The following is a 24418-nucleotide window of genomic DNA, read 5'->3' on the forward strand; positions in this document are numbered from 1 at the left end:
TCGGGAGACGCTGTGCGCCGGATCAACCTCCGCGCAGCCCGCTCGCCCCATACCTCCCCGCGTCAATCCCGCTCCCGGCGCCCGAGCGCGGCCTCCAGTCCCGTGCTTTCCCCCGCGCTTTCACCCGCGCTTTGGCCCGCGCTTTGGCCCGCGCTTTGGCCCGTATTGTCACGAGTCTCGGCTAGAATGCGAACGCGGCGCCGCCCATGAAGCGGCTCAATTCGATCAACAAGCCGCGTCAACCGGTGTTCGCGCCCGTCTGAACGCCGCCACTCGAGGAGAGTGACGCAATGGAACAACGCTCCCGTTTTGGGGCGAGCCTGCTGCCGTACCTGCTCGTCGGGCCGCAACTGGCGGTGACCGTGATCTTTTTCCTGTGGCCGGCCGGGGTGGCGCTCCTGCAGTCCACCCAGGCCCAGGACGCCTTCGGCACGTCGTCGGTCTTCGTCGGCTTCGCCAACTTCACGCGGCTCCTGCACGATCCGCTCTATCTGGCCTCGGTCCAGACGACGCTCGTGTTCACGGCGCTCGTCACGTTCGGCGGCCTCGCCATTTCGCTGCTGCTGGCAGCCATGGCGCACCACGTGACGCGCGGCAAGCGCTTTTATCAAACGTTTCTGATCTGGCCGTATGCGGTCGCGCCCGTCATTGCCGCCGTGTTGTGGGGCTTTCTGTTCAACCCGAGCATCGGTCTCGTGACCTTCGCGCTCGCACACTTCGGCGTGACGTGGAATCACGCGCTCAACCCCGGCCAGGCCATGACGCTCGTTGTGATCGCATCGGTCTGGCAGCAGATCAGCTATAACTTTCTGTTCTTCTACGCGGGCCTGCAGTCGATTCCGCAGTCCCTCTTCGAGGCGGCGGCCATCGACGGCGCGGGTCCCGTGCGGCGCTTCTTCGGCATTGCGTTTCCGCTGCTTTCGCCCACGAGCTTCTTTCTGCTCGTGGTGAACGTGGTCTACGCGCTCTTCGACACCTTCCCCGTGATCGACGCGGCAACGGGCGGCGGGCCTGGCCAGGCCACGCGCACGCTCGTCTACAAGATCTTCGACGAAGGTTTCCGGGGTCTCGACATCGGCAGTTCGGGCGCGCAGTCAGTCGTGCTGATGGTGATCGTGACCGCGCTCACGATCTTCCAGTTTCGCTTTATCGAACGACGGGTGCAGTACTGATGGTCGAGAACCGCAAATACTTCAACCTGTTCTGCCACGTCATGCTGCTGCTCGGTGTGGCGGTGGTGGCCTTTCCCGTGTACGTGGCTTTTTGCGCCGCCACGATGAACGAGAAAGAAGTCTTCTCGGTGCCGCTCTCGCTCGTGCCGGGCACCCATCTGTTCGCGAACATGGCCACCGTGTGGAACGTGGGCACGGGCAGCGCGGCGAGCCCGTTCGGCGTGATGCTCATGAACAGCGTCATCACGGCGCTCGTGATTTCGGTGGGCAAGATCGCCATTTCGATCATCTCGGCCTATGCGATCGTGTTTTTCCGCTTTCCGTTCCGGCGTCTCGCGTTCTGGCTGATCTTCGTGACGCTCATGCTGCCCGTGGAAGTGCGCATTTTCCCCACGGTGCAGGTCGCGGCCACACTGCGTCTCACGAACACTTACGCGGGCCTCACGCTGCCGCTCATCGCTTCGGCCACGGCCACGTTTCTGTTCCGCCAGTTCTTCCTCACGCTGCCCAACGAGCTGATCGAGGCGGCGCGTATCGACGGCGCGGGGCCGCTGCGTTTCTTCTGGGACGTCGTGCTGCCGCTTTCGAAAACGAACATCGCGTCGCTGTTCGTCATTACGTTCATTTACGGCTGGAACCAGTATTTGTGGCCGATTCTCATGTCGAGCACGGCTTCGATGACGACCGCCGTGGTGGGCATCAAGAGCATGATTTCGAGCGGCGACGCAGCGACGCAATGGCATCTCGTGATGTGCGCGACGATGATCGCCATGCTGCCGCCGCTCGTGGTGGTGCTGGCCATGCAGCGCTGGTTCGTGCGCGGCCTCGTGGACGTGGAGAAATAAGCATGAAGGCAATTCGGGGGACGGCATGGCGGCATTGAGCATACGGGGCGTCACGAAGTCTTACGATGGCGCGCAACAGGTGTTGCACGGCATCGACGTGCAGGTGGCGGACGGCGAATTCATGGTGCTCGTCGGCCCGTCGGGCTGCGGGAAGTCCACGCTGCTGCGCATGGTCGCGGGGCTGGAAACGATCACGTCGGGCGAGATCGCCATCGGCGAGAAGGTGGTCAATCGCGTGGAGCCCAAGGATCGCGACATCGCCATGGTGTTCCAGAACTACGCGCTCTATCCGCACATGACGGTCGCGCGCAACATGGGCTACAGCCTCAAGCTGCAGGGGCTCGACCGCTCGACGATCGATTCGCGCGTGGCGGCGGCCGCCGAAATCCTCGAACTGGGCAAGCTGCTCGAGCGCAAGCCGCGCGAGCTTTCGGGCGGCCAGCGTCAGCGCGTGGCGATGGGCCGCGCGATCGTGCGCGAGCCTTCGGTGTTTCTGTTCGACGAACCGCTCTCGAACCTCGACGCGAAGCTGCGCGTGCAGATGCGCCTCGAGATCCAGCGTCTGCATGCGCGTTTGCGTACGACGAGCCTGTACGTCACGCACGACCAGATCGAGGCGATGACGCTTGCGCAGCGCGTGATGGTGCTCAACGGCGGACGCGCGGAGCAGATCGGCACGCCGAGCGAAGTGTACGACCGGCCCGCTTCGATGTTCGTGGCGAGCTTCATCGGCTCGCCGGCCATGAACCTGCTGCGCGGGCGCGTGAGCGACGACGGCCGGCGCTTCGAAGTCGCGGGCAACGGGCCGCATCTGCCGCTCGGCGATGCGCCGGCCTGGCTGCCGAAGGGCGCGCAATGCGTGTTGGGCGTGCGGCCCGAGCATATGCACGCGCGCGGCGCCAACGAGCCGGTCACGCTCGAAGTCGAGACCTGTGAATTGCTCGGCGCGGACAACCTCGCGCACGGCCGCTGGGGCAGCGCGGACGTGGTGGTGCGCCTGCCGCACGAAACGCGGCCCACGCCCGGCGAGCGGCTGGCCGTGCACCTGCCGCCGGCGCGCCTGCACTTCTTCGATCCGGCTACGGGCAAGCGTCTGGGCTAGGCCGCGCCTGCAGGTGCCAACGCCGCGGCCTGCGCGCGAAAGCGGCGCTCGCCACGGCCTCGATTGTCGTAAACTGTCGCATCGCGCGGGCGCAAATGCCGCCCGCGCCATTCGTATCGGCAAGTAACGGCGCGTACCGGCATGTAGCGGTATGTACCGGCACTAAACACGAACAGGCGACATGGCCGCAATTCCTTTTCTCCGCTTCCCCGCCCCATCTGCACAACCCGCGCGTAACCTGTGTCAGGCGCGCCGGAGCCACGCTTGAGCGCGCGCGAACTGCCCACCGGGCTGATGCTCGTTCACGGCAATCAGCCCGAGCGCATGCGCGACCTGATCGTGAGCTGGATCGGCCAGAACCCGATCGCGCCGCTCGAAAAGGAAATCTTCCTCGTGCAGAGCAACGGCATCGCGCAGTGGCTCAAGCTCGCGTTTGCCGCCGATCCCGAGGAGGGTGGCTGCGGGATCGCGGCGGCGTTCGAAATGTCGCTGCCGTCGCGTTTCCTGTGGCAGGTGTATCGCGCCGTGCTCGGCAACGACGCGGTGCCCGCGGTCTCGCCGTTCGACAAGTCGCGCCTCGTCTGGCGTCTCATGCGCATGCTGCCGGCGCTGCTAGACGCGCCGGGCTACGCGCCACTCAAGCGCTTCATGGCCAACGACGAAGATCAGCGCAAGTGTTTCCAGCTCGCGCAGCGCGTGGCGGATTTGCTCGACCAGTATCAGGTCTATCGCGCGGACTGGCTCGCTGCGTGGGCCGCGAACGAGGACGTGCTGATCGACGCGCGCAACGCGCGCACGCCGCTGCCCGAGGAGGCGCGCTGGCAGGCTGCGCTCTGGCGCGCGCTGCTCGCGGATGTGGGCGCGCAGGCGCAAGACGGCATCGGCCTGCGCGACACGGGGCGTGCCGCCGTGCACGAAGCGTTCATGGCGCGCGCGCAGTCGTGGCAGGCGGGCGACGCCCGGCCGAAAGGCCTGCCGCGCCGGCTGGTGGTGTTCGGCATTTCGAGCCTCGCACGCCAGTCGGTGGAAGTGCTCGCGGCGCTCGCGCGCTGGAGCCAGGTGCTGATGTGTGTGCATAACCCCTGCATGCACTACTGGGCCGACATCGTCGCCGATCAGGATCTGCTGCGCGCGCGCCACGCGCGTCAGCGCCGCCGCGCGGGTGCGCCCGACCGGATCGATGAGGCGCAGTTGCATCTGCATTCGCAGCCGTTGCTCGCGGCCTGGGGCAAGCAGGGACGCGACTTCATCGGCCTGCTCGACGAATACGACAGCGACGAAGCGCGCGAGACTTACACGCCGCATTTCACGCGCATTGGTCAGCGTATCGATCTGTTCGACGGCGAAGACGCGCTCACACTGCTCTCGCAGTTGCAGGACGACATTCGCGATCTGCGTCCGCTTGGCGAGACGCGCGAGCACTGGGAGCCTGTCGATGTGCAGGCGGACGAATCCATTCGCTTTCACGTTGCGCACAGCGCGCAGCGCGAAGTGGAGATCCTGCACGACCGCCTGCTCGCCGCATTTGCGGCAGACCCCACGCTGCGTCCGCGCGACGTAATCGTGATGGTGCCGGACATCGAAGTCTATGCGCCGCATATCCAGGCGGTGTTCGGCCTGCTCGACGGCAGCGACCCGCGCAGCATTCCGTTCAGCGTGGCCGACCGCGCACAGCGCACGTTCGACCCGCTCATCGGCGCGCTGGAAATGCTGCTTTCGCTGCCGTACTCGCGCGTGACGGTGAGCGACGTGCTCGACCTGCTCGAAGTGCCGGCCGTGCGCGCGCGCTTTGGCATCGACGCCGAAGACGTGCCCACGCTGCGCAACTGGATCGACGGCGCGAATATCCGCTGGGGCCTGCATGCGGGCCAGCGTGCGAGCCTCGGGCTCCCCCAGGCCGACGAACTCAGCGCACCCAATAGCTGGGCGTTCGGTCTGCGGCGCATGCTGCTGGGCTACGCCGCGGGCGAGCGTGCGGGCGCCTGGCGCGGCATCGAACCGTACAGCGAAATCGGTGGGCTCGACGCCGCGTTGCTGGGCCCGCTCACGCGCCTCGTGGATGCGCTCGATCACGCGTGGCGCACGCTGCGCGAACCGGCCACGGTGGAAGTGTGGTGCGAGCGTCTGCGTGCGTTGAAGGCGGCGTTTTTCGCGGCGCAGGACGAAGATGCCTACACGCTCGACCGCCTCGACGGCGCGCTCGAAACCTGGCGCGAGGCCTGTGATGAAGCCGCGCTCACGCAGAGCTTGCCGCTCGCCATCGTCGCGGAGAACTGGCTCGCGGCGCTCGAAGGCGGCGGCCTCTCGCAGCGCTTCTTCGCGGGCGCGGTGACCTTCGCCACGCTCATGCCGATGCGGGCGATTCCGTTCCGGCGCGTGTGCCTGCTCGGCATGAACGACGGCGACTATCCGCGCAGCCGCACGCCGCTCGACTTCGACCTCATGCGCCGCGACTATCGCCCCGGCGACCGCTCGCGCCGCGAAGACGACCGCTATCTGTTCCTCGAAGCGCTGCTTTCGGCGCGCGACCATCTGCATGTTTCGTGGATCGGGCGCAGCGTGACCGACAACACGCCGCGTCCGCCTTCGGTGCTGGTCGGACAGTTGCGCGATCATCTCAAGGCCGGCTGGCGGCTCGAAGGCGACGAAAACGACAACGGCGAAGCGCTGCTCGACGCGTTGACCATCGAGCATCGCCTGCAGCCGTTCAGCCCGGACTATTTTCCGCCGCGGCCGGAAGAGGCGACGCTGTATACGTATGCGCACGAGTGGGGCAAGCCCGCCCAGGTGCGGCCCGCGGCTGAAGCGAACGCCGACGTCCTCGCGCCGACTGAACGCGACGAGCCGCTGTCGATTCGCGAGCTCGGCGAATTCCTGCGCGAGCCGGTTCGCAGCTTCTTCCGGCAGCGTCTGCGCGTGGCTTTCGAAAGCGAGGACGCGGCGAGCGAAAATCACGAGCCCTTCGAGGTGGACGCGTTGCAGGCGTGGCAGCTCCAGGGCGAGTTGATCCGCGCGCAGGTTCTGGCAATGGAACGCGGCGAAGACGATCTCGAACCGGCCGCGCTTGCGCGCCTCGAGCGCATGCATCGCAGCGGCGACCTCGCGACCGGCGGCTTTGGCGAGGTGATCGGCGAAGAACTGCTCGCGCCCATGCCCGAACTGTTCGCCGAATATCGCAAGGCGCTCGCGCGCTGGCCCGAGCCGCTCGAGCATCAATACGAAATCCGTCTCGATGCGACGCGGGAAGGCCGCATCGTCTCGCTCGACGACTGGCTCGACGATTTGCGCGCGGGCCCGGACGGCGCGCTCGGCCGCGTGATTCTGGAGCCGGGCACGCTCGTGAAGGACCACCGCTATCGCAGCGACCGTCTCGTACCTTATTGGGTCGCGCACGTGGCCGCGCAGATCGCGGCCGGGCCGGTGACCACGGTGATCGTGAGCAAGGTGGGCGTGGTGGAGTTCGCGCCGCTCGCCGCGCAGGTTGCGCGCGACTATCTGGTGGCGCTGCTGGCCGCGTGGGACGACGGTGCGCGCCGGCCCTTGCCGCTCGCGGTGAAGACCGCGTTCGCATGGCTGCGCAAGCTGCCTGATCCATTCGACGGCACGCGCGCGATGGTGCCTGCCGAAGCGTGGGAAGCCGCACGCGCGGCCTACGAGGGCAATGGCCGCACGCCGGGCGAGCGCGAGACGAACGCGTATTTGCGCCGCGCTTTCCCCGATTTCGACGCGCTCGTTGCCCACGACGAGTTCATTACGCTCGCCACGACGCTGCTGCTGCCGGTGAGCCGCGCGCCGCTCGCGTCGTCGCGTGCGAAGCGGGCCTCGAGCGAGGCAGGAGGGGCGGCATGAATCCGCTCGGGAACATGGACGCCCAAGTCCTGGAGCCACTGCGCTTCCCGCTTTACGGCAGCCGCCTGATCGAAGCGAGCGCAGGCACGGGCAAGACCTTCACGATCGCCATGCTGTACGTGCGCCTCGTGCTGGGGCACGGCGCGCTCAACGCAGCAAGCGACGAAGCGGATTTCGATGACGAGGCGCGCACGTCAGGCCGCGCGCTCACGCCGCCCGAAATTCTCGTCGTGACCTTCACCGACGCGGCCACGAAGGAGTTGCGCGAGCGCATTCGCGCGCGCCTCATCGAAGCCGCCGAATGCTTCCGCGTCGAGCCTGAAGACGTGCCTGAGCGTGAGCCGGGAGAAGACCTGTTGCACGATCTGCGCGAGGACTACGCGCCGGAGCAGTGGCCCGCGTGCGCGCGCCGCCTGCAACTGGCGGCCGAATGGATGGACGAGGCCGCGGTCTCGACGATTCACGGCTGGTGCAATCGCATGCTGAGCGAGCACGCGTTCGACAGCGACAGCCTCTTTTCGCAGACGCTCGAAACCGACCAGACGGAATTGCGCGCCGAAGTCGTGCGCGACTACTGGCGCACCTTCATGGCGCCCCTCGACGCGGTGAGCGCCGCCGAAGTGAGGGCATGGTTCGCGAGTCCCGACGAATTGCACGACGCGATACGCGGGCTGCTCGCGCACGCCGATCTTTTGCCCGACGCATGCGACCCCGGCGCGGCACTGGCAGACGCCCGCCGGCGCGCACGCGACGAACTCGAAACGCTGAAGGCGCCGTGGCGCATCTGGATCGACGAGGTCGAGGCGTTGCTCAACGCGGCGCGCGCCGCGAAACAGTTCGACGCCAGAAAGCTCAATTCGAAGCACAGCGAAACATGGATCGGCAAGCTGCGCGACTGGGCCAACGATCCCGAATCCGCGCATCCCGGTTTCGACGACAAGGCGGCCGTGTGGACGCGCCTCACGCCCGCGGGCCTCGCCGAGATCTGGGTGAAGGGCGAGCCGCCCGGGCATGCGGCCTTCGTGGCGATGGAAAGCTTGCGCGAGTCGCTGGCTGCGCCGCCCGCGGCGAAGCAAGACCTGCTGTGCCACGCGGCACGCTGGGTGGCGAAGCGCTTCGAGGAAGAAGAGGCGCGCCGCTCGCAAATGGGCTTCGACGATCTGCTCACGCGGCTGCGCGCGGCGCTGCAGCGCGAGAACGGCCCACGTCTCGCGGAAATCATCCGCAAGCAGTATCCGGTCGCGCTGATCGACGAGTTTCAGGATACCGACCCGGTTCAGTATCAGATCTTCGATGCGGTCTATCGCATCGCCGAACACGACGCCGAAACGGCCATCGTCCTGATCGGCGACCCGAAGCAGGCGATCTACGCGTTTCGCGGCGCGGACATCTACACCTACCTGCGTGCGCGTCGTGCCTGCGAGGGGCGGCTCTACACGCTCAAGAAGAATTTCCGCTCGACGCGCGCGATGGTCGAGGCGGTGAATCGTTGCTTCGAGGCGGCGGAATCGCGGCCAGAGGGTAGCGGCGCGTTTTTGTTTCGCAGCCCTGATGGACGCGAAAACGCACTGCCGTTCGTGGCTGCCGATGCGCATGGACGCCCCGAGAGGCTGGTTGCCGCCGGCGCGGCGCTGCCCGCGCTCAACGTCTGGTGGATGCCGCCTGCCGCAGATGGCAAGCCGCTCAGCAAGGGCGCGTATCTCGCGGGCATGGCCGGCAGCTGCGCGACCGAGATGGTGCGCCTGCTCAATCTCGGCCAGGCGCAGGCAGCGGGTTTCTCGGGCGAGCGCGGCATGCGGCCGTTGCAGCCCGCGGACATGGCGGTGCTCGTCAACAACCGCAGCGAGGCGCAGGCGATACGTGAAGCGCTGGCCGCGCGTGGCGTGCGCAGCGTCTATCTGTCGGATCGCGACTCGGTGTACCAGACGCCGCAGGCCGAAGAACTGCGCTTCTGGCTCGCGGCCTGTGCCGAGCCCGACGACGGCCGCCTCGTGCGCACGGCGCTCGCCACCCCCACGCTCGGGCTCGCGTGGGCAGAACTCGACCGGCTCGGGCACGACGAGATCGCGTGGGAGTCGCGCGTGCTGCAGTTCCGCGAGTACCGCGAATGCTGGCGCAGGAAGGGCGTGCTGCCGATGTTGCGCCGCTTGTTCAACGACTTTCACGTGCCGCAGCGCCTGCTTGGCGAAACCGCTGGTGCCGGGCTCAATGGCGAGCGCGCGCTCACGAACCTGCTGCATCTCGCCGAACTGCTGCAACAGGCGAGCACGCAGCTCGATGGCGAGCACGCGCTGATCCGCTATCTCGACGAGCAGCGCGAAGACGAAAGCGCGGGCGGCGGAGGCGACGCGCGCCAGTTGCGTCTGGAAAGCGATGCGGGACTCGTGCAGGTGGTCACGATCCACAAGTCGAAGGGCCTGGAATATCCGCTCGTGTTTTTGCCGTTCGCGTGCGCGCACCGCGCCGTCAAACCCGACGACGTGCCGTTCAAATGGCACGACGACGAAGGCGAATTGCGCGTCACGCTCGAGGCCGACGCGCGCGTGCTGCGTCAGGCCGATCGCGAGCGCCTCGGCGAGGACCTGCGCAAGCTCTACGTCGCGCTGACGCGCGCGCGTTACGCCACGTGGGTCGGCTATGGGCCGGTGCAGGGCGTCGAGGCGAGCGCGTTCGGGTATTTGCTCGGCGGCGGCGCGGCCATTCCTGCTCAGGAAACCGAAGCATGGCTCGACATGTTGCGCGGCCAGTGCACGGACATTGCCGTCGCGCCCGCTCCCGTAGCGCGCCGCGATCTGCTCGCGCTGCGCGACACCGGCGCCGTGCGCGGTAAGGCGCGCACGCTCGCGCATCGCGAGCGCGAACGCTGGTGGATCGCGAGCTATTCGAGCCTGAAGACGCTCGAAACGTCGATCGGTTCGGGCGTGCCCGTCGAAGCGGACGATGCGCGCGGCGCGCCCGACACGCGCAGCGAGGACGTGTTCCTCGAACTGCTCGACGCGAGCGTGCCGCCTGAAGACGACGATGCATTCGCAAGCGCCGGCCAGACGCTCGTCGCACCCGCGCTTGCGCCGATGCACGGGTTCGAACGCGGCGCGGACGCGGGCACGTTTCTGCACGAACTGATGGAATGGGCCGCCAACGAAGGCTTCGCCGAAATCGCGCAGGACGAAGCGCGCGTGCGCGACATGGTCGCGCGGCGCTGCAGCGTGCGCGGCTGGTCGCAGTGGATCGAGACGCTCACGGCGTGGATGCTCGAACTCGTGCGCACGCCGCTGCGTCTGCCCGACATCGACGGCGAGAGCGTGGCGCCCGTGGCGCTCGCGGCGTTCGAACCCGGCGCGTATATGGCCGAACTGGAGTTCTGGGTCACGGCGCATGCCGTCGATACGCTCGCAATCGATGCGCTCGTCACCGAATTCACGCTGGACGGCGAAGCGCGCCCCGCGCTCGACGCCGCGACGCTCAACGGCATGCTCAAGGGCTTCATGGATCTCGTGTTCGAACACGAAGGCCGCTATTACGTGGCCGACTACAAGTCGAACTGGCTCGGCCCCGACGATGCGTCCTACACGCCCGCGAAAATGCGCGCGCAGATCCTGCATTCGCGATACGAACTGCAATACGTGCTCTATCTGTTCGCGCTGCATCGGCTGCTCAAGTCGCGCCTGCCCGATTACGACTACGACCGCCACGTGGGCGGCGCCGTGTATCTGTTCCTGCGCGGCGGCCGCGCGCCGGGGCAGGGGCTGCATTGCGAGCGGCCGCCGCGCGAGCTGATCGAACGACTCGACGCGCTCTTCGCGCGTCGCAACACGCTGGAGGATGTGGCATGACGAGGCGCCGCACGAAAGGGCAGGACGGCCTCACCGGTGATCTGTTCGAGCATCTGGAGATGCCGGACGCCGCGCCGGAACCGAGGCCCGGCGCCGCGCGCGAAACGGCCGGGCAAATGCTCGGCGTGCTCGACAATTGGGTCGAGCGCGGCTGGCTCCGCACGCTCGATGCCGCTTTCGCACGCTTTTTGTGGACGGAAGCGCCGCACAGTCCGCCGTTGCTGCTGCTGGCGGCCGCGCTTGCGAGCCATCAGCTTGGGCGTGGTCATGTGTGTCTCGACCTGAAGGCCACGCTGGAAGATCCGGCGTTCGCGTTGTCCCTTCCTCCAGATGGGCCGCAAATGCTGGCTGCAGTGCCGGCGCAGCCGCCTGCCGAAGTGCTCGCCGGCGTGACACTCGCGCAATGGCGCGCGGCGCTCGCGGTGCCCGATCTCGTGAGCGAGGAGACACCGATTGCCGACGTGGCACAAGGCAATGCGCCGCTCGTGCTGGCGGGCACACGGCTTTATTTGCGGCGCTACTGGCAATACGAGCAGGACGTGCGCGAGGGCATCGAGCGCCGGCTCACACGCGCGGCACAGCTCGAAGCCGCGTTGCCGCTCGACATCGCACGCGCGGCGCTCGATGCGCTGTTTGCGCCACGCGCCGGTCAAGTTGCGCGCGCCGCCGACTGGCAGAAGCTCGCCTGCGCGCTCGCCGCGCGCAGCGCGTTCAGCATCGTCACGGGCGGGCCGGGCACGGGCAAGACGACGACGGTGGTGAGATTGTTGGCACTCCTGCAGACACTCGCGCTCGGCCGTGCAGGGCAGGGAGCGCATGCCGCGCGGCCCTTGCGCATCCGGCTTGCTGCGCCCACCGGCAAGGCCGCGGCGCGTTTGAACGAATCGATTGCAGGCGCGGTCGAGAGGCTGCCGTTCGATGCGCTGCAGGCGCATGTCGACGCCGTGGCGCTGCGCAACGCGATTCCGACCGTCGTGACGACGCTGCATCGCGTGCTCGGCACGCGGCCCGGCAGCCGGCGCTTCAGGCACGACGCCGCGAATCCGCTGCCCGTGGACGTGCTCGTGATCGACGAGGCCTCGATGGTCGACCTCGAAATGATGGCCGCCGTGCTCGACGCGCTGCCGCCCTCCGCGCGGCTCATCCTGCTCGGCGACAAGGACCAGCTCGCTTCGGTCGAGGCCGGGGCGGTGCTGGGCGAGTTGTGCGACCGCGCGCGCGAAGGGCACTACACGCAGGGGTCGCGCGCGTGGCTCGAAGCGGCCACGGGCGAGCGCATCGACGCGGCCATGCTCGACGCGCACGGCCTGCCGCTCGATCAGGCCATCGCGATGCTGCGCGAGAGCCATCGTTTCGCATCGGAGAGCGGCATCGGCGCGCTGGCCGAACTCGTCAATCTGGGCGATGCAGTGGGAGTCGCGAAGATCTGGTCGCGCGGCTACGAGGATCTCGCGCGCCTCGTGTGTCCCGCCGACGATGACGGCCCGTTGCGCTCGCTGATCGTCGATGGCCGCGTGGGCGAACACGGCGACGCGCATGCGCAGCGCCAGGGCTACCGCCACTACCTCGAAACGATGCGCACGACGCGGCCCGAGCCCGGCGCGACGCCCGAGGCGCTTGCCGGCTGGGCCGCTGGCGTGCTCAAGGCGCACGGCGCGTTTCAGCTGCTGTGCGCGCTGCGGCGCGGTCCGTGGGGCGTCGAAGGCCTGAACCGGCGCGTCGCGCGTTTGCTGCACGAAGAAGGGCTCATCGATCCGCACGGCGACTGGTACGCGGGCCGGCCCGTACTCGTCATGCACAACGACTACGAGCTTGGGCTCATGAACGGCGATATCGGCATCGCGCTGGAGCTGCCCGTTGCGGCGGGGGAGCCGCCCGTGTTGCGCGTGGCCTTCCCGGCCGGCGACGGCTCGGGCGGCGTGAAGTGGGTCTCGCCGAGCCGGTTGCAGGGCGTGGAGACGGTGTTCGCGCTCACCGTCCACAAATCGCAGGGCTCGGAGTTCACCCACGCCGCGCTCGTGCTGCCCGACACATACAGCCCCATTCTCACGCGCGAACTCGTCTACACCGGCATTACGCGTGCGCGCTCGTTTCTCACGCTCGCGGTGCCCGAGGGGCGCTCCGTGCTCGATCGCGCCGTGCTCGCCAAAGTGCAGCGCGCCAGCGGCCTCATGGCGGGACTCGCGCGCGACGCTCAGGCTGCGTGAACCTGCGTGAGCGGCCGGCACATAGGCCGAGGGCCGCTTTTGGCGGCCCTCGGCGCGTGCTGCATGCGGCTCGCGGCTTAGACGATCGTGAGCGTCACGTCGATGTTGCCGCGCGTGGCGTTCGAGTACGGGCACACGATATGGGCCTTGTCGACGAGCGCCTGGGCGGCCGCGCGATCCATGCCGGGCAACGAAATCTTCAGTTCGACTTCGATGCCGAAGCCATTCGGAATCTGGCCGATGCCGACATTGCCGGTGATCGAGACATCGGCGGGCAGGGCAATCTTGTCGCGCGCCGAGACGAACTTCATCGCGCCGATGAAGCATGCGCTGTAGCCCGCGGCGAACAGCTGCTCGGGGTTCGTGCCGTCGCCGCCCGCGCCGCCGAGTTCGCGCGGCGTGGTGAGCTTGAGGTCCAGGTTGCTGGCGGGAATGACGGCACGGCCGTCGCGGCCGCCGGTGACGTTGGCTTCGGCGCGGTAGAGGACTTTTTCGATCGACATGACAGGCTCCTTTGAACAAAGACGGTTCGTTGAAGGTACGGCGGAGTACGGCATTCAATTTACTGATGCAAGGCGACAGCCATGTGCACCAGGGTCCAGCAGAAGAGCTGCGCTTGCGAATTTCCGGTCGTCAGTTTTTGTATTCTATCTATTGACAGATAGATTTCCGGCCGTCGAAACACGTTCATGATGCTCCTCTTTCTAGCTATCTATCAGAAGATAGAATTCGCGGCCCGATAAAAGGGCGCTGAGCCGCCCCGTGTTTCAGGCCAGAGTACGTTACTGAGCCACGCGCCACATGGCTTCGACATCTTCGAGGCGCGACTTCGTATGGAACAACCGGCTCGCCAGGACGCTGCCCTGCAAGGCCGCGAACAACGTACGGGCCGAGCTTTCCGGCTTGCCCCGCACGACCAGCGTGCCTTCTTTCGCGCCTTGAGCCAGCACCTCGGCCAGCCAGCTTTCGTTGGCGCGGAAGAACGCCTGCACCGCGTGACGCACAGTTTCCGGCAGCGATTCGATGTCGGCGGCCAGCATGCCGCACAGACAGATCTGGTTGCCGTCGCCCAGCGTCTTGCCGAAGAGCCGCGTGTACGTAGCGAGCTTTTCGCGCGCCGGCAGCGCCGCGTCGATCGACTGCAATCCCGCCATGACTTCGCCGCTGTACTGGCTCACCGCTTCGAGCACCAGGTCGTCTTTCGACGGGAAGTAATAGTGGATGCTCGACGTTTTCACGCCCACCAGCTCTGACAGGTCGCGGTAGCTGAACCCGTTGTAGCCGCACAGCATCATGAGGGTGATGGCGTGGTCGAGAACCTGCTCCCGCACTGTCAGCTTCGTGTTCATGGGCTCCAATTTATCTACTGGAAGATAGATTGTCAAGCGCCTCACGAAATAAATTCCAGTCCGCCGGGCGCGACCTTCTGGCCGCGTCCGGCGGGGCGGCGTCAGATCCCGCGATGCCCGGCGCTGAAAATGAGGCGCAGGCCCAAGGCCCCGATCGCGCCGGCCGCAACGCGGTCGATCCAGCTCTTGGCGCGCAGATAGAGATCGCGCGGACGCTGGCTCGAAAAGCACAGCGCGACGACCGTGTACCAGCCGGTTTCGATCGCGAAGACGAGCGGTGGCAACGCGAAGTAGCACCACAGCGGCGGGTTATGCGGCAGCAGCGCGACGAAGATGCCGCCGTAGGCAATGGCCGTTTTCGGGTTGCTGAGCTGGGTGGTGAGGCCGCTCCAGTACGACTTGCCGGGGCGCTCGCCGGGTGCGGCCGTCCTGCTCACCGTGACGGGCGAGCCCGCGCCGCGCCAGATGCGCGAAGCGATATAGAGCAGATAGGCGCCGCCTGCGATCTTGAGCGCGGCGTACAGCCAGGCCACGGTGGCAAGCAGGGTGTAGAGCCCGGCGAGTGCGATGCCCGCGAAGCAGATCGCACCCGTGCCCATGCCGAGCGCGGTGGCGACGCCGTCGCGGCGCGAGAGACCGATCGAGTTGCGCGCGACGAGCACGAAGCTCGGCCCGGGGCTCATGGCCCCGATCAGGACAGCGAGGAGAATGCTGGCAACGGCGGCGAGGGGAGACATGCTGGCGGCTCCATGCGGGTGGGAAATTCGAACGCTAACACGCGCGCAGATGCGCCGCGGGGATTCCTCACTGGCGCCGCGGGATCGTGCCGGCCGCCTGAATAGTGCTTAGTTATCTTGAGCGATTGGGCTTGTCGCGCTCGCGGTTCCAGTGGCGCAGCAGCACGCGCGTTTGTTCCGCGATGCTCTCTTTCAGAAAATCGGCCTTCGCCCTGTCGATGTCGTCCCAGCCGAGCATCGAGAGCGTGGAGCGGCGGGCGATGAAGAAAAGCAGAAACTGCCCATACAGGCTGAACATGCGCACCACGGTGAGCGGATCGTGGGCCGGCATGCCGGTAATGCGTTCGAGCAGTTCCACGTTGATGGTGTTCAGCGGCGAGCGCACGCGCTCACGCAGGATTTCCGAGCCGATCTCCGGTTCGCCGCCGCCCTGTTCGCGCGCGAAGAAGAGACGCTGGTCCGGCCCGTGCTGCTTGACGAAGGAACGGTCGGCCACGGCCGACTGGATGTCGATGAAGGCGTCGATCAGCGCTTCGACGTCCGCGTTGTGCTCGAGCGCTTCGCGTGCACGCAGCACGGCCGGCGCGAACGATTGCCACGATTCGTCGGCGATCGACTCCGCGCAGGCGCGATAGAGGCCTTCCTTGTTCTCGAAGTAATACTGCAGCGCCGGCGCGTTCACGCCCGCGCGCGCGGCGATGTCGCGCGTGGAGGCGCCGTCGAAGCCGTGCTGCCCGAACAGGCTGATGGCCGCCTCGATGATCTTGCGACGTGTCTCGTCGCCACGCGCATAGCCTCCGTCGGGCGAGCGTCGCAGTTTCTTACCTTCGCTCATGCATTTCCTTTCGTATCCCTGCGAAATATAACACTTGACACAATTTTTCCAGGTGGAATAATTTTGCCGACTGGAATAAATTGAGAATCAACAACATGTCTACGACTGCAGGCGCGCCCGGACGCGACGCGCCGGACGCCGCCGCTGCACCTGCGCGCAGCGGCGCGAAACGAACCCTTCTGATCCTGCTGGGACTGGCGGCGCTCATCGCCGCTGCGGTGTGGCTGGGCCACTGGTGGGTCGTCGGGCGCTTCATCGAATCCACTGACGACGCCTATCTGCAGGCCGACAGCGTGACGATCGCCCCGAAGGTGAGCGGCTATGTGACGGACGTCTACGTGGCCGACAACCAGGCCGTGAAAATGGGCGACCCGCTCGTGAAGCTCGACGCGCGCCAGTATCAGGTGGCGCTCGACCAGGCGCAGGCCACCGTCGATGCGCGCACAGCGGACATCGAGCATGCGCAGGCGCAGATCGAGCAGCAGCGGGCGAACGTCGCTCAGGCACAGGCGCAGCAGGAAGTCGCCCAGGTGAGCCTGCGCCACGCGAACGACGAAGTGGCGCGCTACGCGCCGCTCGCGGCCACGGGGGCAGAAACGACCGAACGGCTTGCCGAACTGAAGAGCGAACGCGACAAGGCGCAGGCCACGCTCGCCGCCGACGCAGCCGCCGTCACGTCCGCACGCTCGCAGATCTCGGCGCTGAACGCGCAGCTCTCGCAGGCGCGCGCGCAGCTCGAGGCGGCGCGTGCGAACGCCGCGCAATCGCAACTCGACCTCGACAATACCGTGGTGAAGAGCGCACTGGCGGGCCGCGTGGGCGACCGCACCGTCCGTGTGGGCCAGTACGTGCAGCCGGGCACGCGCATGCTGACCGTCGTGCCGGTGCAACGCACCTACCTCACAGCGAACTTCAAGGAAACGCAGATCGGCCGCATGCGCGCGGGCCAGCCCGTGGAGCTGCATGTCGACGCGCTGCCTGGCCACACGCTGCACGGCGTGGTGGACAGCTTCTCGCCGGGTACCGGCGCGCAGTTCGCGCTCTTGCCGCCCGAGAACGCCACCGGCAACTTCACGAAGATCGTGCAGCGCGTGCCGGTGCGCATCCGCCTCGATACCGGGCCCGAAACGCGCAGCGTGCTGCTGCCGGGCATGTCGGTGACCGTCGATGTCGACACGCGCTCCGCGCGTGAGGACGACCGCCGTATCGACCAAGAGAACCACCGTGGCTAATACGGCTCGCGCAGCGGTGCCGCATCCGCACGGCGAGCGCGCGAGCGCGGCCGACTGGATCGCCGTCGCGGCGGGTGCGCTGGGCGCATTGATGGCCACGCTCGACATTTCCATCACGAACTCGGCGCTGCCGCAGATCCAGGGGCAGATTGGCGCGACCGGCACCGAGGGTACGTGGATCTCCACGGGCTATCTGATGTCCGAGATCGTGATGATTCCGCTCGCCGCGTGGCTCACGCGGGTGTTCGGACTGCGAAATTTCCTGCTGGCGAATTCGGCGCTCTTCATCGCCTTTTCGATGATGTGCGGCTGGTCGACTACGCTCGGCATGATGATCGCCGGGCGTATCGGCCAGGGCTTCACGGGCGGCGCGATGATTCCGACCGGGCAGACCATCATCCGCACGCGCCTGCCGCTTTCGCAACTGCCCGTGGGCATGACGGTGTTCGGCCTGATCGTGCTGCTCGGCCCGCTGCTCGGGCCCGTGGTGGGCGGCTGGCTGGCGGAGAACATCAGCTGGAGCTGGTGCTTCTTCATCAATTTGCCGGTGTGTCTCGCACTCATCACGCTGCTTATCGTCGGCCTCGAGCCCGACCGGCCGCACTGGGAAGCCTTTCTCAAGGCGGACTGGCTCGGCATTGGCGGACTGGCAGTGGGCCTGAGTTCGCTGACCGTCGTGCTCGAGGAAGGCCAGCGCGAACGCTGGTTCGAGTCGAGCTTCATCGTCACGCTCACATGGGTCTCGCTCGCGGGCATGGTGCTCATCGCGCTTTCGCAGTTCACCGCGAAAAAGCCGATTCTGCGTCTGTCGCTCATGCGCAATCCGCGCTATGCGAGCGTCATCATCATCGTGTTTGCAGTGGGCGCCGGGCTCTACGGTATATCGTACCTGCTGCCGCAGTTTCTGAGCCTCGTCGCCGGCTACAACGCGCAGCAGTCCGGCGCGATCATGCTGCTTTCGGGGCTGCCCGCTTTCCTCGTGATGCCGATTCTGCCGCGCTTGCTAGCCAAGGTGGACTTTCGCATCCTGGTGGTGTCCGGGCTGCTGCTCTTCACGTTGAGTTGCATGCTCGACATTTCGCTCACGGCGCAGAGCGTCGGTCACGATTTCGTCTGGTCGCAGCTCGTGCGCGGCGTCGCGCAAATGCTCGCGATGATGCCGCTGAACCAGGCGTCGATGGCAGCGGTGTCGCGCGAAGATTCCGGCGACGCGGCCGGCCTCTACAACATGGCGCGCAATCTGGGCGGCTCGGTGGGTCTTGCGATCATCGGCACGCTCATCGACCGGCGCGAGACGTTCCATACCGCCGTGCTGCGCGAATCGCTCAGCGCCAATTCGGTCATCGGCCAGGAGCGCGTGGCCGGGAGCGCGGCCAGCTGGTTCACGCAGACGGGCGACATGGCGCATTCGCAAATGCAGGCGCTCGGCCAGATCGCGGCGCAGATCACGCAGCAATCGATGGTCATCACGTACTCCGAAACATTCTGGGTGCTCGGCATCGCGCTGGCGACGTGCGTGCCGCTCGCGCTCCTGCTCAAGAAGCCGCAGCCTGGCGCACAAACGCCGTCTGGCGGCCACTGAAGATTATCACTGACTCATGACGGCAACCCGTTACTCCCGAATCTCCTACGCCGCGCTGAGCGCGTTCGCGGCCGCCTGCTCGCTGGCCGCCTGCACCGTCGGCCCCGACTATCACGGCGCACCGGCCGTCGCGCCGGAAGCGGCGAACGCCGCTTCGTTCCTGCGCACGCCCGCGCAAGGCGTGACGCCCGCGCGTGCACCGAGCCAATGGTGGCTTGCGCTGAACGACCCGCAACTGAACACGCTGATCGAAGCGGCGCTTGCCCACAATCCCGATTTGCGCGCGGCGCAGGCGCGTCTGCGCGCTTCGCGCGCGCAACTGCAGCAGCAACGCGCCGCCGAACTGCCGAAGGTCGGCGCGAGCGCGGCGGCGATCCGCATGCGTGAGCCCAACCTGGGCGCCTTGACGTCGTCGAGCAGCAGCTCGGGTCAGGGCGGCTCTTCGGGCGGCGGCCCGATCACGTTCTACACGGCGGGGTTCGATGCCTCGTGGGAAATCGACCTGTTCGGCGGCACGCGCCGCGCCGTGGAAGCAGCGAGCGACGAAGCCGATGCCGTGGACGCCGATCTTGCGGATACCCAGGTATCGCTCGCGGCCGAAGTCGCGCAGGCCTATATCGACCTGCGCGACGAGCAGCAGCGCCTGACCATCGCGCAGCGCACGGCGCAACTGCAGCAGGAGATGCTCACGCTCACCGAGCAGCGCCGCGCGGGCGGTACGGCGGCCGAGGTGGACGTGGAGCGGCTCACCACCCAGGTGGAGAACACGCGCTCCACGATTACGCCGCTCGCGGCGCAAGTGGAAATATCGCTGGATCAACTGGCCGTGCTCACCGGCAAGGCGCCCGGCGCGCTGGATGCGGAACTGGCGACGGCGCAGCCGCTGCCCACGCTGCCCGCCAGCGTGCCCGTGAGCGATCCCACCACGATGCTCGCGCAGCGTCCCGATATTCGCGCGGCGGAGCGCCGCCTCGCCTCGAGCAACGCGCAGATCGGCGAGCACGTGGCGGATTTTCTGCCCAAGCTCACGCTGTTCGGCGACCTCGGCTTTACGGCTGCTGAGCCGGGGCACTTGTTCCGTAAAAGCAATTTCAGCTGGGTTGGGGCGCCGTATCTGCAGTGGAACGTGTTCGACTTCGGGCGCACGCTGGGCGCGGTGCACGGCGCGCAAGCTTCGCGCGACGAAGCCGAAGCGCATTACGAGAAGGCCGTCCTCGCGGCGTTGCAGGACGCCAACGCGTCGCTCTCGCGCTATGGCTATCAGCGCGAGCATCTGGTGACTTTGCAGAAGGTGCAGGTTTCCGCCGAGCGTTCGGCGACGCTCATGCGCCAGCGCTACCGCGCGGGGGCGTCGAGCCTCGTCGACCTGCTCGACACGCAGCGCACGGAATTCGCCGCGCAGCAGAACGTGGTGTCGGGCCAGGCCGATTTGCTCAAGGACTTCGTGTCGCTGCAGAAGAGCCTCGGTCTCGGCTGGCAGACCACTGCGGCAGCCACGGTCGCGACAGCCGCCGCGCCGGGCTAACAGGGTTCGGCAGGCGCATGCTCGTGCACGGCCGGCTCACGATAGCCGAGCCGCGCCGAGATCGCCGCACCTGCGCGCTTGAGCAGGGCGACGTAGTGCGCTTTCGTATCCGCGCCGCAGCGCATGGTCGGAAACGAGATCGAGAGGCCGGCGTTGCGGGCGGCAACGGTACGGCGGGCCTCGCGGCATCGTCAACGGCGGGCGCGGCGGTGGCGAATCCGGCCATCATCGGCGAGATGATTCCGCGTTTCGAACCGCTCGTGCCGGCGGCGACGGCGATGGTCGCCACCGCCTGCCCCGTGACCGCGATCCTCGTGCCGATGCTCGCGTCAGCTGCGTGCCTCGCCGCGTGCCATGCTGGCGAGTACGCCGTCACGGCGAATGAGCGCGTGAAAAAGCGCGGCGCCCAGATGCAGCAGCACAGTCGCGTAGAGCGCCATCGCAAGCCACGTATGCGCGGCGCGCAGCCATGCATAGAGCGTGACGTTATGCGGCACGATGGGCGGCAGGTGCACGCCGCCGAACATCACGATGGGATAGCCGCCCGCGGATAGCATCGACCAGCCGATCAGCGGCATGGCGATCATCAACGCATAGAGGACGAGATGCGAGGCGTGCGCGCCGAGGCGCTGCCAGACGGGCAGATCGGCCGGCAGGGGCGGCGCGCCGCGCGTGAGCCGCACGGCCACGCGCAGCAGCACGAGCGCGAGCAGCGCGATACCCAGCGGCCGGTGGAGCGCGATCAAGGTGTCATGCAGCCTCGAGACGGTCGAGACCATCCCTACGCCGACGAACAGCATCGTAACGATCAGGACTGCCATCGACCAGTGAAGCAGGCGCTGGAGTGCGCTGAAGTGTTGGCCCGGTTGTTTCATGGCTGCGCGTCTCCATGCGTTTGCGTGAGGTTGGCCTCTTCACGCGTGCGTCGATTGAACGAAACGGCATACGCTGCCGAACGGGCGGCGAGCAAGGGGTCGTCCGAAGGCTTCAGGCCGTTGGGCAGGATGGTCGGATCGTAGTTCACGTCGCGGCACATGCCGTTGGCTTGCGGCTCGGCGCGCTGCAAGACCAGCGTGCCGGCGTCGATCTGCTGGCGGTCCGCGGGCCATGACAGCGTGGCGTCGTTCGTGGGGTCGCCCGGTGCGGCGACCGCGAGCACCAGATGCCAGCGTAGCGGTCCTCCGGCGAAACGCGTGGAGAAGTCGTCGGCGAGGAAGTTCGGATTGGCCTTTTCTGCCGCGGTTTGCGGTGCATAAGCCACTTCGGGCACGGTCTGCCAGCGCACGGCGTGCTGGTTGCCCGCGGCATCGGTCGCGATGAACGCGTTGACGCTGTAGAACGCCGTATTCGCGAAACTGGAGGAGGGCGGGTGCGCCTTGAGCCACTGGCGGAACGGCAGCGTTTCCGGGTTCGCCTGGAAGAAGGCGTCGAGCTTCGCGGGATCGGGCTTGCCCGTCGCCGGGTCCGGCTTCGAGGCGACTAGCTGGCTATAGAACTGCTTCGGGGTGCGAACGACGAAGATGGGCACGGAATTCATGCCGGTGCGCCACTGCTCGCCGTCCTGCAGCTGGAACAGCAACGCCATGCTGCGCACGGGCGTGCTCGCGTCCGGCGCGCCGGGGTTGCTGCCGGGAATGGCGAAGCGTCCGATCACGGGTGTGCGTCCTGGCGCGAACACCGCTGCTCGCGAGACCTGCGCGCCGTTGCCATTGCTTTCGAACCAGCCTTCCACGCAAAGCCCCTTGGCGTGATTGCGCCGATAGCCCGTGTGGATGCCGTAGTTCGACTCGAACGTATTGATGATATGTGGCGCGGTGATGCGCTTCGGCGTGAGCCAGCCGGCCGTCCATGCAAATGCCGCGCCAGCGCAACCCACCACCACCGCAATGGCCGCGAGCCGGCACGGCACGCAGATCGAGGCGCGGTTCACGGGCGGGCTCCGGTGCGCATGCGCCGCAACGTATGCGAAAGCGAAATGTGTGCGAGTGTATGCATGATGGATCCAGTCGATGGTCCGAGGGTCGTTACTGGCGTCAACAACACGTCGCCGCGTTTTATTCCATGCGCGACGCGAATTCGTGCAACCATGCCCGGGCGGTCGTGGTTACCGTGCCGAAAGCGTTGAGCAGGCGAGGTGTGCGAAGGAGAGAGCGATGCTGACTGGCGGCTGTTCATGCGGCAAGGTCCGCTACCAGATTTCGGCTGCGCCGGTCGGCAGCACGGTATGCCATTGCGCGGATTGCCGGCGTGCAACAGGTGCGCCGTTCGTCGGCTGGCTCAGCGTGCCGTGGAGTGCGTTCCGGCTCGTTGCGGGCGCAACGAAAACGCATGCGTCGAGTCCGGGTGTCGAGCGCGCGTTCTGCGCCGATTGTGGCACGCCGCTCACGTACCGGCACGCGGCGTTCGTGGGCGAGATCGACATCGCGACCGGCACGCTCGATCGTCCCGACGACGCGCCGCCCGACAATCACAGCTGGACCTCGCAAAAGCTGGCCTGGGTGCAGCTCGCGGACGGCTTGCCGCAATATCCGCGTGCGCTTCCCGGGCCGTAAGCCGGAGAAGCGCGCGCGTTTTCAAAGCGAAGCGATCAACGATGCTCGGTCACGAACTTCGTGACGAGATAGGCTTCCATCGCTTCGCTGCCGCCTTCCGAGCCGTAACCCGAGTCCTTCACGCCGCCGAACGGCGTTTCCGGCAGGGCGAGGCCGTGGTGGTTGATCGACAGCATGCCGGTTTCCACGTCGTCGGAGAGAGCGGCCGAAGTCGCGCTCGAACGCGTGTAGGCATACGCGGCGAGACCGTACGGCAGACGGTTCGCTTCGACGATCGCGTCCTTGTAGCTCGAAAAACGCGAGATCGGCGCGATCGGGCCGAACGGCTCTTCGTTCATGATGCGCGCGGATAGCGGCACGTCGGTGAGCACGGTCGGTGCGAAGAAGTAGCCTTCGCGGCCCACGCGTTCGCCGCCCGTCAGCACCTTCGCGCCCTGTTCGCGCGCGTCGGCGACGAGGCGCTCCATGGCGGCGAGGCGGCGGTCGTTCGCGAGCGGGCCCATTTGCACGCCGTCTTCGAGACCGTTGCCCACCTTGATCGCGCGCGTCGTCGCGACGAAATGCTCGACGAACTCGTCGTACGCGGCGTCTTCCACCATGAAGCGCGTGGGGGAGATGCACACCTGGCCCGCGTTGCGGAACTTCGCGCTCGCGAGCAGCTTTGCGGCGCGCGGCACGTCCGCGTCGGCGAAGACGATGGCGGGGGCGTGGCCGCCCAGTTCCATCGTGGCGCGCTTCATGTGCTCGCCGGCCTTCGAGGCGAGCAGCTTGCCCACCGGCGTCGAGCCCGTGAACGAAATTTTGCGGATCGCCGGATGCGCGATCAGGTACGACGACACTTCCGCGGGCACGCCGAACACGAGGTTCAGCACGCCTGCGGGCAGGCCCGCGTCGGTGAACACCTTCACGAGTTCGGCGCAGCTGGCCGGCGTTTCTTCCGGTCCCTTGAGCACGACGGTACAGCCCGAGGCGAGCGCGGCCGACACCTTGCGCACGGCCTGATTGAGCGGGAAGTTCCAGGGCGTGAACGCGGCGACCGGACCCACCGGCTCGCGCGTGACGATCTGGCGAACGGCGTCAGTACGCGAGGGAATCACGCGGCCATAGGTGCGGCGGCCTTCTTCGGCGAACCAGTCGATCGTGTCGCCGCCCGCGAGCGTTTCGAGCTTCGCTTCGCCAAACGGCTTGCCCTGCTCGCGCGTCATGATCGCGGCGATGTCGTCTGCGCGATCGCGCAGCAATTGAGCCGCGCGGCGCATGAGCTTGCTGCGCTCGAGCGGCGAGACCTTGCGCCATTCGCGGAAGGCGCGCTCTGCCGCGCTGGCCGCATCCGAAAGGTCCTGCTCGCTCGCGAGGCTCAGGCGGCCGATTTCCGCTTCGGTCGCGGGGTCGATCACGGCAATCGTCTTCGCGCCGGCGCGCCATGCGCCGTCGATGTAGATCTGGGTGTCGGGATAGGGCTTCACGCTGGAACTCATGATGGGACGATCCTTGTCAACGGTTCAACGACAGGCGCCCGCCTGCGCGCACGGCATTGCGCGCGGCGGGCGCCGGAAAATGCGGAGCGCCCATTGTGCCACTGCTTCGCCGAGGCTGCA

Annotated in this window: 17 protein-coding genes and 2 pseudogenes; 11 read left to right on the forward strand and 8 right to left on the reverse strand. The window is 67.1% G+C overall.

From position 1 onward, the window contains the following. Nucleotides 1–290: 290 nt before the first annotated feature. From ugpA to recD, 6 genes are all read left to right on the forward strand, one after another. On the forward strand, nucleotides 291–1172 hold the full coding sequence (ugpA, locus tag AB4Y36_RS31990) for a sn-glycerol-3-phosphate ABC transporter permease UgpA (RefSeq protein WP_069266174.1): 882 nt from the start codon (nucleotides 291–293) through the stop codon (nucleotides 1170–1172). After that, nucleotides 1172–2017 (forward strand): sn-glycerol-3-phosphate ABC transporter permease UgpE, encoded by an 846-nt coding sequence (gene ugpE, locus AB4Y36_RS31995; RefSeq protein WP_368685124.1) that lies wholly within the window; start codon nucleotides 1172–1174, stop codon nucleotides 2015–2017. The genes ugpA and ugpE overlap by 1 nt, the downstream gene beginning before the upstream one ends. A gap of 25 nt (nucleotides 2018–2042) precedes the next feature. Further along, a complete protein-coding gene (locus AB4Y36_RS32000) occupies nucleotides 2043–3119 on the forward strand; it encodes a sn-glycerol-3-phosphate import ATP-binding protein UgpC (protein ID WP_069266031.1) in 1077 nt (358 codons plus the stop codon). A gap of 264 nt (nucleotides 3120–3383) precedes the next feature. Further along, on the forward strand, nucleotides 3384–6968 hold the full coding sequence (recC, locus tag AB4Y36_RS32005) for an exodeoxyribonuclease V subunit gamma (protein WP_368685125.1): 3585 nt from the start codon (nucleotides 3384–3386) through the stop codon (nucleotides 6966–6968). After that, complete coding sequence (gene recB, locus AB4Y36_RS32010; RefSeq protein WP_368685126.1) at nucleotides 6965–10801, forward strand: exodeoxyribonuclease V subunit beta; 3837 nt, start codon at nucleotides 6965–6967, stop codon at nucleotides 10799–10801. The genes recC and recB overlap by 4 nt, the downstream gene beginning before the upstream one ends. After that, entirely contained in the window at nucleotides 10798–13008 is a 2211-nt protein-coding gene (recD, locus tag AB4Y36_RS32015) for an exodeoxyribonuclease V subunit alpha (RefSeq protein ID WP_368685127.1), read from the forward strand. Before recB ends, recD begins: the two co-directional genes overlap by 4 nt. A 77-nt stretch (nucleotides 13009–13085) precedes the next feature. Here recD and AB4Y36_RS32020 read toward each other — a convergent pair whose 3' ends face one another. The 4 genes from AB4Y36_RS32020 to AB4Y36_RS32035 all read right to left on the reverse strand — a co-directional run bounded on the left by AB4Y36_RS32020 (nucleotide 13086) and on the right by AB4Y36_RS32035 (nucleotide 15929). After that, on the reverse strand, nucleotides 13086–13511 hold the full coding sequence (locus AB4Y36_RS32020; protein ID WP_069266029.1) for an organic hydroperoxide resistance protein: 426 nt from the start codon (nucleotides 13509–13511) through the stop codon (nucleotides 13086–13088). 279 nt (nucleotides 13512–13790) lie between these two features. Next, nucleotides 13791–14357, reverse strand: coding sequence for a TetR/AcrR family transcriptional regulator (locus AB4Y36_RS32025; protein ID WP_368685128.1), 567 nt, complete (start codon nucleotides 14355–14357; stop codon nucleotides 13791–13793). A 101-nt stretch (nucleotides 14358–14458) separates the two neighbouring features. Further along, nucleotides 14459–15094, reverse strand: a complete 636-nt coding sequence (locus AB4Y36_RS32030; RefSeq protein WP_069266027.1) for a LysE family translocator — start codon at nucleotides 15092–15094, stop codon at nucleotides 14459–14461. A gap of 112 nt (nucleotides 15095–15206) precedes the next feature. After that, nucleotides 15207–15929 carry a CerR family C-terminal domain-containing protein gene (locus tag AB4Y36_RS32035; protein ID WP_342950182.1) on the reverse strand — a complete coding sequence of 241 codons (723 nt, stop codon included), beginning with the start codon at nucleotides 15927–15929 and terminating at the stop codon, nucleotides 15207–15209. 95 nt (nucleotides 15930–16024) lie between these two features. On the opposite strand from AB4Y36_RS32035, the gene AB4Y36_RS32040 reads away from it, so the two are divergent. From AB4Y36_RS32040 to AB4Y36_RS32050, 3 genes are read left to right on the forward strand one after another with little or no spacing between them, the layout of a single operon-like run. Next, nucleotides 16025–17161: an HlyD family secretion protein gene (locus tag AB4Y36_RS32040; RefSeq protein WP_368685129.1), complete on the forward strand. Its 1137-nt coding sequence runs from the start codon at nucleotides 16025–16027 to the stop codon at nucleotides 17159–17161. Beyond that, nucleotides 17097–18743: an MDR family MFS transporter gene (locus AB4Y36_RS32045; protein WP_368685130.1), complete on the forward strand. Its 1647-nt coding sequence runs from the start codon at nucleotides 17097–17099 to the stop codon at nucleotides 18741–18743. Before AB4Y36_RS32040 ends, AB4Y36_RS32045 begins: the two co-directional genes overlap by 65 nt. A 16-nt stretch (nucleotides 18744–18759) precedes the next feature. Continuing rightward, nucleotides 18760–20268, forward strand: a complete 1509-nt coding sequence (locus AB4Y36_RS32050) for an efflux transporter outer membrane subunit (protein ID WP_368685131.1) — start codon at nucleotides 18760–18762, stop codon at nucleotides 20266–20268. On the opposite strand, the pseudogene AB4Y36_RS32055 reads toward AB4Y36_RS32050, so the two are convergent. Then, a pseudogene (locus tag AB4Y36_RS32055) lies at nucleotides 20265–20420 on the reverse strand (DNA-binding transcriptional regulator KdgR); the annotation flags it as partial. The gene AB4Y36_RS32050 and the pseudogene AB4Y36_RS32055 overlap by 4 nt on opposite strands. Nucleotides 20421–20426: 6 nt before the next feature. On the opposite strand from AB4Y36_RS32055, the pseudogene AB4Y36_RS32060 reads away from it, so the two are divergent. After that, nucleotides 20427–20594, forward strand: a pseudogene (locus tag AB4Y36_RS32060) (2-keto-3-deoxygluconate permease); the annotation flags it as partial. 3 nt (nucleotides 20595–20597) lie between these two features. Here the strand turns inward: AB4Y36_RS32060 and AB4Y36_RS32065 are convergent. Together AB4Y36_RS32065 and AB4Y36_RS32070 are read right to left on the reverse strand one after the other, a co-directional pair. Next, entirely contained in the window at nucleotides 20598–21143 is a 546-nt protein-coding gene (locus tag AB4Y36_RS32065) for a cytochrome b (RefSeq protein WP_368685132.1), read from the reverse strand. Then, the gene (locus AB4Y36_RS32070; RefSeq protein WP_368685133.1) at nucleotides 21140–22198 is read right to left on the reverse strand and encodes a catalase family peroxidase; all 1059 of its coding nucleotides are present in this window, start codon (nucleotides 22196–22198) and stop codon (nucleotides 21140–21142) included. The genes AB4Y36_RS32065 and AB4Y36_RS32070 overlap by 4 nt, the downstream gene beginning before the upstream one ends. A 223-nt stretch (nucleotides 22199–22421) precedes the next feature. Here AB4Y36_RS32070 and AB4Y36_RS32075 point away from each other — a divergent pair, with 223 nt between their 5' ends. Beyond that, nucleotides 22422–22820: a GFA family protein gene (locus AB4Y36_RS32075; RefSeq protein ID WP_069266020.1), complete on the forward strand. Its 399-nt coding sequence runs from the start codon at nucleotides 22422–22424 to the stop codon at nucleotides 22818–22820. Between the two features lie 35 nt (nucleotides 22821–22855). Here AB4Y36_RS32075 and AB4Y36_RS32080 read toward each other — a convergent pair whose 3' ends face one another. After that, complete coding sequence (locus tag AB4Y36_RS32080) at nucleotides 22856–24298, reverse strand: NAD-dependent succinate-semialdehyde dehydrogenase (protein ID WP_069266019.1); 1443 nt, start codon at nucleotides 24296–24298, stop codon at nucleotides 22856–22858. Between the last annotated feature and the right edge of the window lie 120 nt (nucleotides 24299–24418).

The organism is Paraburkholderia sp. BR10936 (assembly GCF_040965735.1).
Lineage (GTDB): Bacteria > Pseudomonadota > Gammaproteobacteria > Burkholderiales > Burkholderiaceae > Paraburkholderia > Paraburkholderia nodosa_A.

Coding starts and splice junctions, on each gene's coding strand:
- ugpA (WP_069266174.1), top strand. CDS start 291: ATGGAACAACGCTCCCGTTTTGGGGCGAGCCTGCTGCCGTACCTGCTC.
- ugpE (WP_368685124.1), top strand. CDS start 1,172: ATGGTCGAGAACCGCAAATACTTCAACCTGTTCTGCCACGTCATGCTG.
- AB4Y36_RS32000 (WP_069266031.1), top strand. CDS start 2,043: ATGGCGGCATTGAGCATACGGGGCGTCACGAAGTCTTACGATGGCGCG.
- recB (WP_368685126.1), top strand. CDS start 6,965: ATGAATCCGCTCGGGAACATGGACGCCCAAGTCCTGGAGCCACTGCGC.
- recD (WP_368685127.1), top strand. CDS start 10,798: ATGACGAGGCGCCGCACGAAAGGGCAGGACGGCCTCACCGGTGATCTG.
- AB4Y36_RS32020 (WP_069266029.1), bottom strand. CDS start 13,511: ATGTCGATCGAAAAAGTCCTCTACCGCGCCGAAGCCAACGTCACCGGC.
- AB4Y36_RS32025 (WP_368685128.1), bottom strand. CDS start 14,357: ATGAACACGAAGCTGACAGTGCGGGAGCAGGTTCTCGACCACGCCATC.
- AB4Y36_RS32030 (WP_069266027.1), bottom strand. CDS start 15,094: ATGTCTCCCCTCGCCGCCGTTGCCAGCATTCTCCTCGCTGTCCTGATC.
- AB4Y36_RS32035 (WP_342950182.1), bottom strand. CDS start 15,929: ATGAGCGAAGGTAAGAAACTGCGACGCTCGCCCGACGGAGGCTATGCG.
- AB4Y36_RS32040 (WP_368685129.1), top strand. CDS start 16,025: ATGTCTACGACTGCAGGCGCGCCCGGACGCGACGCGCCGGACGCCGCC.
- AB4Y36_RS32045 (WP_368685130.1), top strand. CDS start 17,097: ATGTCGACACGCGCTCCGCGCGTGAGGACGACCGCCGTATCGACCAAG.
- AB4Y36_RS32050 (WP_368685131.1), top strand. CDS start 18,760: ATGACGGCAACCCGTTACTCCCGAATCTCCTACGCCGCGCTGAGCGCG.
- AB4Y36_RS32065 (WP_368685132.1), bottom strand. CDS start 21,143: ATGAAACAACCGGGCCAACACTTCAGCGCACTCCAGCGCCTGCTTCAC.
- AB4Y36_RS32075 (WP_069266020.1), top strand. CDS start 22,422: ATGCTGACTGGCGGCTGTTCATGCGGCAAGGTCCGCTACCAGATTTCG.
- AB4Y36_RS32080 (WP_069266019.1), bottom strand. CDS start 24,298: ATGAGTTCCAGCGTGAAGCCCTATCCCGACACCCAGATCTACATCGAC.